The following is a 15,881-nucleotide window of genomic DNA, read 5'->3' on the forward strand; positions in this document are numbered from 1 at the left end:
TGCATATGAATACGTTAGATGAGACATTATTAAAAGAAATTATAAGTTCTAATAAAAAATATACAAATTATGGACAAGTTGCTAGTTACATACCAGAATTAAAAAATGCTCGTAGAAATGATTTAGGAATTTGTATTATAGATAGTGAAAATAACATTTATAGTGCTGGAAATTGTAGCACAAAATTTACAATACAAAGCATTTCAAAACCAATTGTGCTTGCCATGGCACTTATGGACAATGACTGGGAAGACGTTTTTTCAAATGTTGGAATGGAGCCAAGTGGAGACCCATTTAATTCTATAATGAAACTTGAGATTAATGATACTAAAAAGCCCTGTAATCCAATGATAAATGCAGGAGCAATAGTTACCACTTCTCTTATAAATGGGAGCTGTTTGGAAGAAAAAGAAGAAAGAATGCTTAGCTTTTTTAGAAAATTGGCAAGAAATGATAACATAGGAATAAATTATGATGTCTATAAGTCTGAAAAAATGACTGGAGATAGAAATAGAGCTATGGCTTATCTGTTAAAAAGTGATGGATTTATCAGAGGTAATGTAGAAGATGTTTTAGACCTTTATTTTAAACAATGCTCAATTGAGGTGGATTCTATAGATTTAGCGAGAATTGGTATAAATCTTGCTAATTATGGAGTAGACATAGAAAATGGAGAGCATTTAATGAGTGAAATGGTATCTAGAATTGTCAAGACATTTATGATGACTTGTGGAATGTATGATGCTTCTGGGGAATTTGCTATTAAAGTTGGAATTCCTGCAAAATCTGGAGTTGGGGGTGGTATAATGGCTTCTGTGCCAGGACGTATGGGTATTGGTGTTTATGGACCTGCACTTGACAAAAAAGGTAACAGCGTCGCAGGAGTTAAAGTTTTAGAGGAGTTGTCAAATAAACTCAGATTAAATATTTTTTAAAATTTTAAGAAAGGATTTTTTTGACAACAACATATAATTTAATATATAATTAAATTGTAAAGAAATATGAATTAAATAAATTTTTTAGGAGGGGTCAATGAAAGAGGTATTGGTATTACGAGATTTGGAGTGCATAAAGGCTATTGCACATCCACGTAGAATAGATATTCTAAAAGCATTTGACAAATCGCCATTGTCAGCAAAACAATTATCTCAATTATTGGAAGAACCTCATGCAAAAATAAACTACCACATAAAAATGTTATACAAAGTTGGTATTTTAGAATTAGTTGAGGAAAAAATAAAGTCGGGGATTGTGGAAAAATATTATTATCCAAGTGCAAAAAATGTGGTTATAGGGAATAGGATACTTAATTTTTCTTTAGACAATGGGGAAGAAAAAGAAGAATTGTACATATCAAGATTTGAAAATATGAGTGAAGTTTTTTATAAAGCAGCAGAGGAAGATGTTTTAGAAAATGAAAATATAGTTGATTATCATGATATTTCTCTTACTCATGATGAATTAGTTGAACTTAATGATACTATGAAATCAAAGATAGATGAAATTTTAAATAAAAGACAAGACAGCGTTGAAGGTTCTAAGTATGATATAGCTATGGTTGTAGTTCCTACAGTTGAAGAAGAATGTCCTAATTAGAATCATTAATTATGTATTAGTTATAAAACATAAGATTAGAGATTGAACATCAGAATTTACTTAATAATCAAAAAATACTTTTGAGCATGAGTAAAATAATGATTTTTAATCTCTATTTTTTTGTTATTTGAATGACTAAATATACTCTTTGAAATTTATCAAAATGGGTATAATTAAACTATAAATATTAAAATTTAGAATTAATATATACGAAATTAATTATAGTTATACTAAAATTAAGACTTAAGTATCAAAAATTTATAAATTAAAATTATGTACAACCAAAAGGAGATTAATATGATTAAATTAGGAACACATATTTCAATAGCAAAAGGATTTGCAAAGGCAGCTGAAACAGCTGTATATATTGATGCAAATACATTTCAATTTTTTAGTAGAAACCCAAGAGGAGGAAATGCTAAAGAATTTGATGAGAAAGATATAGCTAAATTTCAAGAAATTAGAAAAGCAAACAATTTTGCACCATTACTTGCACATGCTCCATATACTATGAATCTAGGTGGAGTGAAGGATGATGTTTATGAATTCGCAACAAGAGTAATAGATGAAGATATAAGAAGAATGGATTCACTAGGTATAGAATACATGTGTTTTCACCCTGGAAGTCATGTAGGTGGTGGAGTAGACTTTGGTATAGATAGGATAGTAAAAGGGCTAAACAATGCTATTAAAGGAGATGAAAATATAACTATACTCCTTGAAACAATGTCAGGAAAAGGGACTGAAATAGGATTTAGTTTTGAGCAGTTAAAGAGCATAATAGACAATGTCGAACATAAAGAAAGAATAGGTGTGTGTCTTGATACATGTCATATTTTTTCAGCTGGTTATGATATAGTTAATGACTTGGATGGAGTTTTAGGAGAATTTGACAAGATTATAGGTATAGATAGATTAAAAACTATACATTTAAATGATAGTATGATGCCATTTGGGGATAAAAAAGATAGACATGCTCCTATAGGTGAAGGTAAGATAGGGCTAAAAGCTTTAACTGATTTTATGGAACATCCAAGCATTAAAGATTTGCCATTCTTCTTAGAAACACCTTTTGATGAAGAAGGTCATAAGAGAGAGATTAAGATGATTAAAGAAATTTTATCTAGTAAATAGTATTTTGATATGATGTAAATAATATTTTGATGCTATTTAAGTAGCATTTTGATTATATTTGGATTAAATTTAGATTATATGCTAGTGAAATATAGATTGGTATATTATGAAGCATATTAAATAAAATTTTGATGTAATATAAAAGAGCATATTATAAACTATATAAATAAACTTGATAAAATGTGTATATATTTTAAATAGTATATAAATAGATTGCAAAAATTCTCATAATTTGTTGTATAATTAAAAGTAACATGTTAATAATGTTTAAAATTAATTAAAAGTTAGGTGGGGAAAGCTATGAGAAATTTAGGCAAGACTAGTATGAAGATAAAAAGAGTCGGTTTTGGGGGAATTCCAATACAAAGAATTACACAAGAGGATACTAATTTAGTTATAAATGAGCTAGAAAAACAAGGAATAAACTTTATTGATAGCGCAAGGGGATACACAATAAGTGAAGAAGCTATTGGAATTGCTATAGAAGGAAAAAGAGATAAATTTTTCCTAGCTACTAAAAGTATGTCTAGGGATTATGATTCAATGAAGAGAGATGTGGAAATAAGTTTAAATAACTTTAAAACTGATTTTATAGATTTATATCAATTTCACAATGTTAAAGAAGAAGAGTATGACAATATTTTTAAAGATAAAATGGCTTATAGTGCCCTTTTAGAAGCAAAAGAACAAGGGAAGATAAAACATATTGGTATAACTAGCCATAACTTAAACACTATAGAAAGAGCTTTAGAAAGTGGCAAATTTGATACTATACAATTTCCTTACAATATAGTTGAAGGACAAGCAGATGAGGTATTTAAAAAAGCTCATGAAAAAGGAATTGGTATAATAGTAATGAAACCTTTAGCTGGTGGAGCTTTAGATAATGCTACATTGGCTATTAAGTATATATTGTCTAAGGATTATATAGATGTGGTTATACCAGGAATGGATAGTGTTGAACAAGTTAGACAAAATGTCGCTGTGCTTGAAAATCTTGTATTAGATGAGGATGATGAGAAAAAAATTGAAGAAATAAGAAATTCTCTAGGTAAAAAATTCTGTAGAAGATGTGAATATTGTATGCCTTGTGCTGTTGGAATAAATATACCTTTAAGCTTCTTATGCGAAGGATATTACACTAGATATGGATTAGAGGAGTGGGCTAAGGAAAAATATGAGGTTATGGATGTTAAACCTACTGAATGTATTGACTGTGGTCTTTGTGAAAGTCGATGTCCATATGAACTTCCTATAAGAGAAATGTTGAAGACTGTTGTTGAAAAGCTAGGATAGATTTTACTTATTGAAATCGGTGTAATAAATTTACGCCGATTTCTTTTTTTATGTAAGTATAATTATTATGATAAGATTGTGTTTATGAAAGTATTAAGTGTTATGTCTGTGCAATTATTAAGTGTTATGTTTATGCAAGTATTAATTATTATATAAATATTGTTTTTGCATCAATATAGATTTATATAGCATATACAGATTTTTATTTTTCAAAAATATTATAAGATATATCGTATTTAGATATTGGATAAAGTTCAATTTCAACTCTAGGATTGTCCTTATCTATAAAATCAAATAAAAGTACTGGCTTAAGCTGCTTATCATTTTTTATTATTCCACTTTTTTCAATACCATCACAAATGCTCTTTGGATAGTTATGTAAATCGCCCATTCTCTTGTTAGGGAAGAATAATTTTAACACTGTTATTAAATTTTCTTCAACAGTTTCTCCTTGATACTGTTGATTTATAAAACCTGCAATCATGTTCTCATATGCTAAATACTTAGAATATTTTCCCTTTGAAGGCATCCATGCTTGACCATTTATATTATGAAGTTTAAAATTAGATTTACTAATGGGTCTACCTGGTATTGTTATTTTAATCAATTTATTCACCATCCTTATACAGTATTTATTATAATCTGTGGATGATTTAAAAGCAAATTCTTATTTGTTGTAACTTTCTGAATAACAAAGTCTAATTGGATAAGATATGATTTTAATAGTGTAATATATATTAGATTGTTGTAGATATGAAAGATATATTATAGAAGAAATACAAGGTAGCAATAGAGGGAAGAGATATGAAAGTTAAATTATGATAATGTTGTAGAACAAAAAAAATATAGATAGTGAAAAATAAGTAGTGTTATAAGAGTAAAATAGCTAAAGATATAATATGGATGAAAGCTAAACTATACAAATAGTGAAGAATAACAAAATATAGATAGTGAAGAATAAGTAGTGTTATAAGAGTAAAATAGTTAAAAATTAAAAATAGATAGATGTTAAATTATACTAAGATAACAGCATATAAAAGTCAAATTATATAGTAAATAAATTATATAGACATGTGAATTTTAAAAATTAGACTATTTAGACTATATAAATGTTGTTATGTCTAAACAAAGAAACATATGTAGCATAATTGTGATTTTAGAATTTAAGTTGAAAAGGAATAATTTTATGGATAATAACAGATTAAAAGAATTTTGTAACCTCATAGGATTAAAGTGTGTAGGAATAGCTGGAGTAGATAAGTATGAAAATCTGAGAGAGATACTTGAAAATAGACAGAAAAAAGACTATTTAACAGGTATGGAAGAAACCATAATTGAAAATAGAATTAATCCTAGAAATATAATGGAAGATGCTAATTCTATAATAGTGTGTGCTTTTCCATACCATATAAATAGACAAGAAAAGAATAAAAATTCAAATTTATCAAAATATTGTCATGGAAAGGACTATCATATTGTAGTAAAAGATTTTTTACAACAAATTTGTGATTATATTTCCAAAAATGTAGAAGGTTTTAAATATAAGATATTTGCTGATAATGGACCATTAGTTGACAGATATTTAGCTTATTTATCAGGTATTGGATATTTTGGAATAAATAATAATATTATAACTGATGAATATGGTTCTTATATATTTATTGGATATATAGTAAATAATTATAAGTTTGAAGAAGATAAACCACTAGAAAAAAGCTGTTTTAAATGTGGAAAGTGTGTAAAATATTGTCCGGGAAATGCTATATTGGGAAATTATGATATGAATCCTAAAAAATGCTTATCATATATAACTCAAAAAAAGGGAGATTTGTCAGAGGAAGAAAAGTATGTTTTAAAGAAAAGTAAAAAGATATTTGGGTGCGATATTTGTCAAGAAGTATGTCCTCATAATATTGAAATACCAACAACTCACATCTTGGAATTTAAGGAAGATATAATAGACTATTTGGATTATGATGAGATACAAAATATATCAAATAAAGAATTTAAGAGGAGATATGGAGATAGAGCTTTTAGCTGGAGGGGTAAAAATATAATAAAGAGAAATATGGAAATAATTTTAGATAAGTATGATGACTAATAATAAGAGTCTATTTCATATACTTTAATGTGTATTTACTTTAACACTTATGGTGTAAAAGTCATATTATATCATTAAAGTTAAATATGAGGAGGTGGGGGAATATTGAAATATAATAATACATCTGAAATAAGTCCACTAGATAGTATATTGGGTCAAGAAAGAGCAGTAGAAGCTATGGAGTTAGGTTTAAAGATAAATAATCCAGCCTACAACATATACCTAGCTGGGGAATCTGGAACAGGTAAAAGTACTTATGCCTTAAAGGTTTTAAATGAATATGCATCTAAAAAAAGTACACATAAAGATTGGTGCTATATATATAATTTTGAAAACCCTAGAGAACCTATGATAGTTGAATTAGAAAAAGGGTTTGGAAGAGAACTTAAGAAAGATATGGAAAAGTTAGTAGAAAGTCTTTTAGAAGATTTTAAAAATGCATTTGAAAGTGAAGATTTTGAAATAGAGAAAAATAAACTTTTGGATGAATATGAAATAGAAAAAGATATGTTACTAAAGCAGATTAAAAAATATGGAGAAGAAAAAGGATTTAAACTAAAACAAAGTAAAATGGGAATAGTTTTCATACCTTTGAAGGAAGATGAAGAAGAAAGTGATATATCAGATGAAGAGTTTTATAAGGCTAAAAGAGAACTCGAAAACATGGCAATACAAGTTGTATATAAAATTAGAAACTTGGAAGAAAAAGCTGAAAAGGCTGTGTTAGAGCTTGAAGAAGAGATAGCTAAGCTTGTAGTAGAACCTCATATTAAAACGTTGTGCGAAAAATATGAATGTTATGAAAAAATTCAACTTTACTTAGAAAATATAAAAAAAGATATCATAGAATACATGTATTTATTTTACTTAGATGAAGAAGAATTGAAAGATAAGTATGATAAAGAACACTTTATAAAGTATAAAATTAATTTATTTGTAGATAATGGAGGTTCGAAAAAGAAGGAATCAGCACCTGTCATAGTAGAGATAAATCCAAGCCCATCAAACCTATTTGGAAAGGCAGAATATGATTATGCAAACGGAAATATAAAGACTGATTTTACAAAATTATTATCAGGAGCATTTCATAGAGCTAATGGCGGATATTTGGTGCTTTATGCAGACCAGTTATTAAAGTATACTATGTCTTGGGAAATTCTTAAAAAGACGTTGCAAACAAAAAAAGTGATTTTGGAAACACAGACAGCAATTAAACCAGAAAATATGCCCTTAGATGTCAAAGTGATATTGATAGGAAGTCATTATATATATGATATTTTATATAGATATGAAGAAGATTTTGGAAAATATTTTAAAATATTTGTAGATTTTGATAGCGAAATGGATAAGAATAAAAATAATGAAGATGGAATAGCTAGATTTATAGCATATCAATGCAATAAAAATGGCTTAAAACATTTTACAAAAGATGCAGTTGACGAAGTTGTTAAGTTTAGCACTAAATTGTCTGGTGATTTAGAGAAGCTATCAACTAAGTTTAATAAAATAATGGAAGTTATAATAGAAGGAAGTGCATATGCAGAATTTAGAAGTTCCAATTATACAGAGCGAGATGATATTAAAAAAGCAATAAGTGAAAAGAAAAAGCGTATTAATAGAGTAGAGACACACATGGATGAATCAATTGAAAATGGTTTTACTCTAATAGAAACAGAAGGGAAAAAAGTTGGAGTAATAAATGGGCTATCAGTTTTAAGTACAGGAGAATATTCTTTTGGTAGGGCTTCAAGGATTACAGCAACTACTAGTCCAGGAAGCAATGGTATAGTAAATATAGAAAGAGAAGTAAATATGAGTGGCTCAATACATAATAAAGGAGTGCTTATATTAGGGGGATATCTTTCTGAAAACTTTGCACAGGATTTATTGATGTCATTAAATGCATATATTTGTTTTGAGCAAAATTATGGAGGTATAGATGGGGATAGTGCATCTTCTGCGGAGTTATATGTATTGTTATCATCTCTTAGTGGTGTAGCAATTAAGCAAAATATTGCAGTTACAGGCTCTATAAATCAAAAGGGAGATATACAAGTAGTTGGTGGAATAAGTGAAAAAGTAGAAGGATTTTATTCTATATGTAAAACTAAAGGCTTAAACAATGAACAGGGTGTAATAATTCCTAAAAAAAATCAGAGAAATCTTGTTTTATCAGATGAAGTTAATGATGCTATAAAAGATGGAAAATTTAAAATATATACAGTTGAAAGAGTAGAAGAAGCTATAGAGATATTGACAGATGTCAAATTTGAAGAAATAAAAAAATTGGTCAAAGAAAAACTACTATCTTTTAGTAAGATACAAATTGAGGCAAAAGAATAAGTTTATAATAGAATTTAATGGGTATTTATATGTATAATAAAAAGCAGGAACTTTAATAAGTTTTTGCTTTTTTTGTGAAATATCTGTAGAGTAAGTTTTGTTTTGTATGTTGATGTTTATTTTTTGTTGATATGATTAAACTATATATAAATAATGTTTTATAAATTGGTATTTTAAGGGGGATAATTATGAAAAGTGTAAATAAGAAAGATATAAGTAAGAATGATGTAAATAAAATTGAAACTCAAAAAGAAGTAGATGAAATAATTGATGAAAAAGATATAGAAAATTTTGTAGATATTAAGGATAATAAAAAAAGTGCCAAGGTTAGCAAAAAAGATTCTCAAAAAAGTGAAAAAGATAGTAAATTAAAAGATAATAAATCTAGTAAAAATATACAAAAAGTGAGTAATAAGAAAGCTAAAAGTAAATCTGTGGATAAGAAAGAATCTGAAAACGAAAAAGATGTAAATAAAATTTTAGATGAATTAGAAAAATTGTATCCAGATGCTACATGTGAACTAAATTATGGGACAGCCTTTGAACTTTTAATAGCAACTATATTATCCGCTCAATGTACTGACGTAAGAGTAAATAAAGTTACAGCAGAATTGTTTAAGAAGTACAATACAGCAAGAGATTTTGCAGATTTAAGTATTGAAGAAATTAGTAAAGAGATAAAAAGTTGTGGTCTTTATAAAAGTAAGGCTCAAAAAATAAAAGCTACATCTGAACAGTTGTGTGAATTATATAATGGTGAGGTACCAGATACTTTAGAAAAGCTTGTAAAACTTCCTGGTGTTGGGAGAAAGACAGCAGGCGTTGTTCTTAGTAATGCCTTTAATCATCCAGCAATAGCAGTAGATACACATGTATTTAGAGTCAGTAATAGAATTGGAATAGTAGATGAGCCAAACCCTCAAAAAACAGAATTTGCACTTATGGAAGCCATACCAAAAGAAAGATGGTCACACTCACATCATGTATTAATTTTTCATGGAAGAAGAATGTGTAAAGCTAGAAATCCAGAGTGTGAAAACTGTCCAATAAAAGATGATTGTAATTATTATCAAGAACTTAAAGAAATGAAATAACTTTTCTAAAGTAAGTTGTACAAGAGTGATTTTCTGATATAATAATACTTATGAAAATGTTAGATAGAAAACTATTATATATAATAAAATAAAAATTATTATTAACATTATTATATATGATAGTATAATATTATTGTTATTCTGTTTATAAAATAAAGTTTAGTAAACAAGAACGATATTTAGGAGGATAAAAATGTCATTAAATATAGTATTAGTAGAACCAGAAATACCTCAAAATACAGGAAATATAATAAGAACTTGTGCAGCAACAGGTTCAACTTTGCATTTAGTAAAACCATTAGGTTTTTCATTGGATGATAAGCACTTAAAAAGATGTGGTCTTGACTATTGGGATATAGCTGATATACAATATTACGATAGCTTTGAAGAATTACAAGAAAAATATCCAAACAGTAGATACTTTTTTTCTACAACAAAGGCTAAACAATCGCATTCAGATGTAAAATATGAAGAAAATTGTTTTATAGTATTTGGGAAAGAAACAAAGGGATTACCAGAGTCTTTGTTGAAAGCAAATATGGATACTTGTATTAGAGTACCTATGTTAGATGTTGAAAAAGCTAGGTCATTAAATTTATCAAATTCAGTAGCTATAGTAGTATATGAGGCTTTAAGACAAATAGGATACCCTAATATGAGGTAGTTTAAATAATCCTAAATTAGAAAGGAGCATACTTAATGAAAAATCTAAAGATAATCTGTGACAGTTTATCGGACGTGCCAAAAGATTTGTTAGATAAATATGATATAGATATTGTTTCATTAACAGTTATATTAGAAGAAAAAGAATACAAGGATAGGATTGATATATCTGGAGATGAATTTTATAAAAAACTTAGAGAAGAAAATGCATATCCAAAAACTTCTCAAGCTACTTATGCCCAATTTAAGGAAGTTTTTGAAAAATACACGAGTGAAGGTAGAGCAATACTTTATATAGCTGGTTCGGCTACAGCTACAGGAACATATCAAAGTGCTGTAATGGCGAAGAATGATGTAGAAGGTGAAATATATACATATGATTCTAACTTACTTTGTATGGGAACTGGTCTGCTTGTAATAAAAGCAGGAGAGCTTGCAAGTGAAGGAAAATCTATTAATGAAATATTACCTGTTTTAGATGAATTAAAAGAAAAAGCTTTTGTTATATTTTCAGTGGATACATTGGAGTACTTACAAAAGGGAGGAAGAATATCATCTACTAAGGCGGCAATAGGAAGTATATTAAATATAAAACCTATTCTTGAAATAAAAGGAGGGTTAGTCTCACAATTATCTCAAGTAAGAGGTAAGAAGAATGTAATTTCTAAGATGATGGACTTGATAAAATCGAATTGTGGGGATGATTTATCAGACCAAGTTATATATATAGGATATAGTGATGACATTAAGGAAAAAGAACAATTGTCTAAAGTTATAGAGGATGAATTGAGACCTAAGGAAATTAAATTTTTCCAAATTGGTGTGTGTATAGGTGCACATGCTGGTCCTGGTGTAACTGGAATTATATGTCTAAAAAATAAATAACAATTTTTTATATTGGGATTATTTATTTTTTTATTAATTTATGATAAGATATGTTAAACATTGATACACTAGATATGATTTGTTTTAGATAGAATTAAGTGTTGATATATTAAGTTGAGTTTTTAGGGAAGTGTGTAAATAGATAGAAATCTATTACACACTTTTTTATGGTAAGTTTATTGAAAAAATTAAATAAATACTTGCAAATGAGGTATAACAAATCAGTAAATAGTATGTAAAAATGTCACAAAAATATAAGGAGTGGATTTTGATGCGTTTAAAAAAATTGTTGGTATTAATGTTAACTGTAGCAATGACTGCTGGAATGTTAGTTGGATGTAGCAGTAATTCAAGTAATAATTCTAGTTCTAATCAAGATAATAAAAATAAGCTAAGTAACAAAGAAAATTCAAAAAAATCTGTATCTATGATATTAGATATTGAAGGGTCAAATAATGGAGTCATGAATAATTCAGCTTTGTTAGCGTTAGATACTGCACAAAAAAATCTTAACATAGATACAAATAAAGTGGAATCAGAGGATTCATCAACTTTTTCTAATAGCATAGATATTTTATGTAATGATAATACTGACTTGATTATAGCTGTTGGTTCTAGATTTGCAAAGCCTCTAGAAAAGATAGCCAAGAAATACCCAAAGCAACAGTTTGCCATTGTAGATTATGAGTATGACAAACAACCATCTAATATAACTTCAATTTCTTTTGAGGATAATAAGACTGGATATTTGGCTGGATTAGTTGCTGGAAAGATGACAGAAACAGATAAGGTTGGTTTTATAGGTGGAGTAGAGGGTTCTAGTAGAAATAAATTTGAATCTGGCTTTAAAGAAGGTGTTAAATTTTCTAATAGCAATATAAAAGATATTTCAGTTGAGTATGTAGATATTTTTAAAGATAGTAAATCTGCTGAATCTGTTGCTAAAAAAATGATGGATAGTGGAGTAGATATTATTTTTTCTAATACTGAAGATGATTCAAAGAGTGTAATAAATATGGTTAGAGCAAAGAATAAAAAAGTGATAGCAATTAATAAAGATCAGCATGAGTTGGCTCCAGAAAATGTTATAAGTTCTATTGTAAAGGACTTTGAAAAGCCTACTTATGACTTAATACAAAGCTTTGTAAAAGGAGATTATAAGGGTGGTAAAGTTATAGAAAATACAATGAAGTCTGGAAGTACTGGACTTGCTCAAAATAGTTCTCAAAATATTCCTCCTGATGTGTTAGAATATGTAAATAAGAACAATAAATAATTTATAGAGACTTCATGTTCTATGTCAGGGAGTGAGTTTTGTGAAAATAAAAAGGATATTGATGTTTTGTTTTGTCATACTCTTTACAGTTTTTATACTATTTATCTGTAATTTTGATTTTGGATTTAATAGAGTAAATAATAATTCTAATATAAATAATAATAAGTCTAAACAAAGTGAATCTAAGAATGTGTCAACTTTGTCTGATAAAGATAAGTCAAATAGTGAAAGTAGCAATGATGAGGATGAATTGGAAGATGATTCTTATGTAAGAAAAACTGTTGGAGTATTGTTAGATACTGAAAATTTAGGTAATGAATCGTATAATAATAATGTACTGTCAGCTTTAAAAAGAGCTGATGAGGATTTTGATATTAGAGAGAAGATTGAAAGACCAAAGACTTTTAATGACTTTGCAAATAGCATAGAAAAATTATATAAATATGAACCAGACTTGATAATAGCAGTTGGAACTAGATTTGCAGAACCGATTAAACAAGCTGCTACAAAATATCCAAAACAGCAATTTGCAATAGTTGATTATAATTATAAGGTTCAACCAGCTAATGTAATTTCTGTATCATTTCAAGATAATTCCACTGGATATTTGGCAGGTCTTATTGCAGGAAAAATGACTGACACTGGTAAAGTAGGATTTATAGGAGGGGTTGAAGGCTCTAGTAGAGATAAATATGAATCTGGATTTAGAAAAGGTCTTAAAACTTCAAATAAAAATGCTGATTTATTGGTAAAGTATGCAAATGTATTTGAAAATCCTGAGTCAGCTAGAACTATTGCAAAAGAAATGAGAGATTCTGATAGAGATGTTGTATTTTCAGCCACAGAGGATGATGGGAAAAGAGCTATTCAGGTAGCTAGAGAAAATGGTGGTAAAGTTATAGCTATTAATAAAGACCAATATGATATGGCTCCAGATAATGTAATAAGTTCGATTGTAAAGGATGTAGAACAGCCTGTTTATGAATTGATACAGAATGTTGTAAAGGATGGTTTTAAGGGAAGTAAAGTCATGGAGTTTAAGATAAAAGATGGAGAAATTGGACTTACTCCAAATAGCAATAGAAACATACCACCAGATGTTTTGGAATATGTAAAAAAAGAGTACAATAAGGTGAAAAGTACATACTAATTATTGCTGAAGATATGTATAGTATTTGTGTGGAATGTTATAATTATCTATAGAGGAGTTGATACATATGGAAGACAAAATTTTGCAATTTCTAGACAAAATGCAAAACAGTATTAACGACAGATTTGATAAATTAGAAAACAGATTAGATAAGATGGATACAAGACTAGATAAAATGGATGCTAGATTTGATGAGGTAGACATAAGACTAGAGAAGATGGGTGCTAGATTTGATGAAGTAGACATAAGACTAGATAAAGTAGATGTTAGATTTAATGGAATAGACTCTAGATTAGATAAGATAGAAAATAATCTAGTAGAAATTAAAAAAGATTTAAAAGACACAAAGGTAGAATTAGAATATACAGAAAAACATGTTGTAGCTGTTAAAGGAGACACACAAGAGATAAAAAGAGACTTAAATAAAATTGAAATAGTAACAGCAAGCAATTGGAACGATATAGCTAAATTAAAATCAATTAGATGATAGAGTAGAGTTTTTATAAAAATTTATCAAAAAAAACATTAATTAATTTAGATTAATTACATAAAAGTCCAATAATAAGTGTGTAAGTAGAAAAAATCTACTGCACACTTTATTTATATTCAAATAAAAAATTTATCAAAAAAAATAAAAAGGAGTAAAAAATGGAATTTACAAGAGAGCCATTTATACTAGATGACGATTTGTGTCTAGCTTTGGTGGACAAAAGAATTAGTTATCTAATGGAAAATGAATTAAAATTAAGAAATATAGAAATAATAAAAACAATAGAATGTAAAGAATTATATGAAAGTATAAAATATCACCCAGATATATGTATTTGTAATTTAGGAAAAGGAGATATAATTGTTGCGCCGAATGTATATAATCAATACAAAGAGTTATTAAGTAAACATAAATTTAATATAATTAAGGGAGAAGCTAATTTATCAAATAAATATCCTTATGATATACCTTACAATATTGCTATAGTTGGTGATTATGCCATACACAATTTTAAGTACACTGACAGAGCGATATTAGATTATATTGAAAATAATAAACTTAAAAAGATAAATATAGAGCAGGGCTATTCTAAATGCTCAATCTGTATAGTAGATAGAACATCTATAATAACATCAGATAAAGGTATTTGGAAAAGCATGAAGAATACAGAAATAGAGTGTTTATTAATAGAAAAAGGTCATATAAATTTATTTGAGATGAATTATGGATTTATAGGTGGATGTACAGGGTTAATTTCTAAGGATAAACTAGCTTTTTGTGGAGATGTTAAAAAACATCCTGACTATGAACGTATAAAAAGTTTTATAGAAAGTAAAAACAAGGAGATAGTTACACTTAGTAGTGAAAATTTACTCGATATAGGTTCTATAGTTCCTCTCATGACGAGAAAGGAGCGATAACTTTGGTTGAGAAGGATAATATTTCTTCTATGAAATTTTTGAGGAATAATAATGTAAACGATAGATTAATATATACAAATGACATTGTAGAAGTCGTAATTGATTCTGCAAAGCAAGAAGTATTAAATAAGAAGATACTTAATGGTACTAAAACTGAACAAAGAGCTCTAAATATTGATGAAATATCTACAGAAATAACTAGTATGATAATAAGTATAATGAAAGAGAAACTTTTAAAAGAATACATTCTAAAATGCTATGGGCGTACATATCCTGAAGATAAAAATAATATATACATATATTCACTAAACATATTTGCTAAAAAAGAGATTTTTATGAGAGAAACAGTATTTACAAGGGTTAGGAACTATATAGAGGAAAATGATTTTATAAATGTCGAAGGTTTTATTAGATTTAGAATGAGAGAATTTATGAAATATATTTCTGCTATAGGTGATATTGCAGTTGAAGAGTATTTAATAAAAAGAGACCAAGATGAGTTTATAAGAGTTTTAAAATATTTTATAGATACTCAAGAAGAAAAGATAGATTTACTTAAAGTTCATATAATGGAAGATAATACATTTATTTTATACGATAAAAATGGAAATAAAATAGACAGTATAGATGATGAAGAAATTATAAATATGGTCATAAGAGAAAATTTAAATTATGAGGACTTTTTAATAAGTACCTTATTAACTTTATGCCCTAAGAAGATAGAAATATTAGATTTATTAAATAACAATTGCTCAAAGGAAATCATAGATACAGTAGAAGCAATTTTTGAAAATAAAGTTAGTATAATTATGGAAAATTAGAATTGAAAGATATAATTTAAGATTTGAAAAGATAGTTAAAAATAAAAATATACTCAAATTACAGATAAATCAGAGTTAAAAGATAGTAAAATACAACTAAAATAATAAAAAT

At 27.5% G+C, this 15,881-nt stretch carries 15 protein-coding genes; 14 read left to right on the forward strand and 1 reads right to left on the reverse strand.

Annotated features, from left to right (window positions below; all coding sequences use genetic code 11):
• Positions 1-5 precede the first annotated feature (5 nt).
• From glsA to IC758_RS03065, 4 genes are all read left to right on the forward strand, one after another.
• The gene (glsA, locus tag IC758_RS03050) at positions 6-935 is read left to right on the forward strand and encodes a glutaminase A (RefSeq protein WP_227483645.1); all 930 of its coding nucleotides are present in this window, start codon (positions 6-8) and stop codon (positions 933-935) included.
• Positions 936-1,032: 97 nt separating this feature from the next.
• Positions 1,033-1,596 carry an ArsR/SmtB family transcription factor gene (locus IC758_RS03055; RefSeq protein ID WP_227433610.1) on the forward strand — a complete coding sequence of 188 codons (564 nt, stop codon included), beginning with the start codon at positions 1,033-1,035 and terminating at the stop codon, positions 1,594-1,596.
• A 297-nt stretch (positions 1,597-1,893) separates the two neighbouring features.
• Entirely contained in the window at positions 1,894-2,730 is an 837-nt protein-coding gene (locus IC758_RS03060; protein WP_227433609.1) for a deoxyribonuclease IV, read from the forward strand.
• Positions 2,731-3,030: 300 nt separating this feature from the next.
• On the forward strand, positions 3,031-4,026 hold the full coding sequence (locus IC758_RS03065; RefSeq protein WP_227824629.1) for an aldo/keto reductase: 996 nt from the start codon (positions 3,031-3,033) through the stop codon (positions 4,024-4,026).
• A gap of 202 nt (positions 4,027-4,228) precedes the next feature.
• On the opposite strand, the gene IC758_RS03070 is transcribed toward IC758_RS03065, so the two are convergent.
• Positions 4,229-4,633 (reverse strand): RusA family crossover junction endodeoxyribonuclease, encoded by a 405-nt coding sequence (locus tag IC758_RS03070; protein WP_227433607.1) that lies wholly within the window; start codon positions 4,631-4,633, stop codon positions 4,229-4,231.
• 579 nt (positions 4,634-5,212) lie between these two features.
• On the opposite strand from IC758_RS03070, the gene queG reads away from it, so the two are divergent.
• From queG to IC758_RS03120, 10 genes are all read left to right on the forward strand, one after another.
• Positions 5,213-6,127, forward strand: coding sequence for a tRNA epoxyqueuosine(34) reductase QueG (queG, locus tag IC758_RS03075; protein WP_227834800.1), 915 nt, complete (start codon positions 5,213-5,215; stop codon positions 6,125-6,127).
• A gap of 105 nt (positions 6,128-6,232) precedes the next feature.
• Positions 6,233-8,470, forward strand: coding sequence for a Lon protease family protein (locus IC758_RS03080; protein WP_227824631.1), 2,238 nt, complete (start codon positions 6,233-6,235; stop codon positions 8,468-8,470).
• Between the two features lie 188 nt (positions 8,471-8,658).
• Positions 8,659-9,564: an endonuclease III gene (gene nth, locus IC758_RS03085; RefSeq protein WP_413927698.1), complete on the forward strand. Its 906-nt coding sequence runs from the start codon at positions 8,659-8,661 to the stop codon at positions 9,562-9,564.
• Positions 9,565-9,757: 193 nt separating this feature from the next.
• Complete coding sequence (gene trmL, locus IC758_RS03090; RefSeq protein WP_227433604.1) at positions 9,758-10,228, forward strand: tRNA (uridine(34)/cytosine(34)/5-carboxymethylaminomethyluridine(34)-2'-O)-methyltransferase TrmL; 471 nt, start codon at positions 9,758-9,760, stop codon at positions 10,226-10,228.
• Positions 10,229-10,263: 35 nt separating this feature from the next.
• A complete protein-coding gene (locus IC758_RS03095; RefSeq protein ID WP_227433603.1) occupies positions 10,264-11,112 on the forward strand; it encodes a DegV family protein in 849 nt (282 codons plus the stop codon).
• Between the two features lie 271 nt (positions 11,113-11,383).
• Positions 11,384-12,388, forward strand: a complete 1,005-nt coding sequence (locus IC758_RS03100) for a BMP family ABC transporter substrate-binding protein (protein WP_227433602.1) — start codon at positions 11,384-11,386, stop codon at positions 12,386-12,388.
• A 40-nt stretch (positions 12,389-12,428) separates the two neighbouring features.
• Positions 12,429-13,538, forward strand: coding sequence for a BMP family ABC transporter substrate-binding protein (locus IC758_RS03105; protein WP_227860740.1), 1,110 nt, complete (start codon positions 12,429-12,431; stop codon positions 13,536-13,538).
• 67 nt (positions 13,539-13,605) lie between these two features.
• Entirely contained in the window at positions 13,606-14,025 is a 420-nt protein-coding gene (locus IC758_RS03110; protein ID WP_227860741.1) for a hypothetical protein, read from the forward strand.
• A gap of 161 nt (positions 14,026-14,186) precedes the next feature.
• Positions 14,187-14,948, forward strand: coding sequence for a DUF6873 family GME fold protein (locus IC758_RS03115; RefSeq protein ID WP_227433599.1), 762 nt, complete (start codon positions 14,187-14,189; stop codon positions 14,946-14,948).
• Between the two features lie 2 nt (positions 14,949-14,950).
• Entirely contained in the window at positions 14,951-15,769 is an 819-nt protein-coding gene (locus IC758_RS03120) for a putative sporulation protein YtxC (protein ID WP_227433598.1), read from the forward strand.
• Positions 15,770-15,881 lie beyond the last annotated feature (112 nt).

This window comes from Clostridioides sp. ES-W-0016-02, assembly GCF_020641035.1.
In the GTDB taxonomy this organism is placed as follows: Bacteria; Bacillota; Clostridia; order Peptostreptococcales; family Peptostreptococcaceae; genus Clostridioides.

Coding starts and splice junctions, on each gene's coding strand:
- glsA (WP_227483645.1), top strand. CDS start 6: ATGAATACGTTAGATGAGACATTATTAAAAGAAATTATAAGTTCTAAT.
- IC758_RS03055 (WP_227433610.1), top strand. CDS start 1,033: ATGAAAGAGGTATTGGTATTACGAGATTTGGAGTGCATAAAGGCTATT.
- IC758_RS03060 (WP_227433609.1), top strand. CDS start 1,894: ATGATTAAATTAGGAACACATATTTCAATAGCAAAAGGATTTGCAAAG.
- IC758_RS03065 (WP_227824629.1), top strand. CDS start 3,031: ATGAGAAATTTAGGCAAGACTAGTATGAAGATAAAAAGAGTCGGTTTT.
- queG (WP_227834800.1), top strand. CDS start 5,213: ATGGATAATAACAGATTAAAAGAATTTTGTAACCTCATAGGATTAAAG.
- nth (WP_413927698.1), top strand. CDS start 8,659: ATGAAAAGTGTAAATAAGAAAGATATAAGTAAGAATGATGTAAATAAA.
- trmL (WP_227433604.1), top strand. CDS start 9,758: ATGTCATTAAATATAGTATTAGTAGAACCAGAAATACCTCAAAATACA.
- IC758_RS03095 (WP_227433603.1), top strand. CDS start 10,264: ATGAAAAATCTAAAGATAATCTGTGACAGTTTATCGGACGTGCCAAAA.
- IC758_RS03100 (WP_227433602.1), top strand. CDS start 11,384: ATGCGTTTAAAAAAATTGTTGGTATTAATGTTAACTGTAGCAATGACT.
- IC758_RS03110 (WP_227860741.1), top strand. CDS start 13,606: ATGGAAGACAAAATTTTGCAATTTCTAGACAAAATGCAAAACAGTATT.
- IC758_RS03115 (WP_227433599.1), top strand. CDS start 14,187: ATGGAATTTACAAGAGAGCCATTTATACTAGATGACGATTTGTGTCTA.